Source organism: Chryseobacterium sp. SIMBA_028, assembly GCF_046535285.1.
In the GTDB taxonomy this organism is placed as follows: domain Bacteria; phylum Bacteroidota; class Bacteroidia; order Flavobacteriales; family Weeksellaceae; genus Chryseobacterium.
On the sequence record NZ_JAWRWZ010000101.1, the window covers coordinates 1 to 345 of the forward strand.

Annotated in this window: 1 protein-coding gene; it reads right to left on the reverse strand. The window is 56.5% G+C overall.

Annotation, left to right across the window (positions count from 1 at the left end; genetic code table 11):
• Positions 1 to 43 precede the first annotated feature (43 nt).
• On the reverse strand, positions 44 to 345 hold a 302-nt coding region (locus SCA31_RS22720; RefSeq protein WP_410699312.1), incomplete at its 5' end, for a hypothetical protein.

The following is a 345-nucleotide window of genomic DNA, read 5'->3' on the forward strand; positions in this document are numbered from 1 at the left end:
GGCAAAAAGGGTTTATTGCGTTCCATCCTGAACAGTCGGCCATTTACACACCTGCCCACTCGATGTAGCTGCTCAGATCCGCAATCTGCCGTGAACCGGTGTCCCCTGTGGCTGGTACAACAAACTTCCAGTCGCCGCCGTACCACTGCAACGGAACCGGAATGGATACGAGGGCTCCATTTGCTCCCTTGAAGGCAAGATCGATCACGGCTCGATCCGAGTCATACGAGCGGATCGTGTATCCGGCCAGCTGTGCAGTCACAGAATCCGGGACAGCGGTGGGAGATGACTTCAATACGGCATCACGTTCCGGGCTTGGGACTGCCAGTTGCTCGAATACGAGGC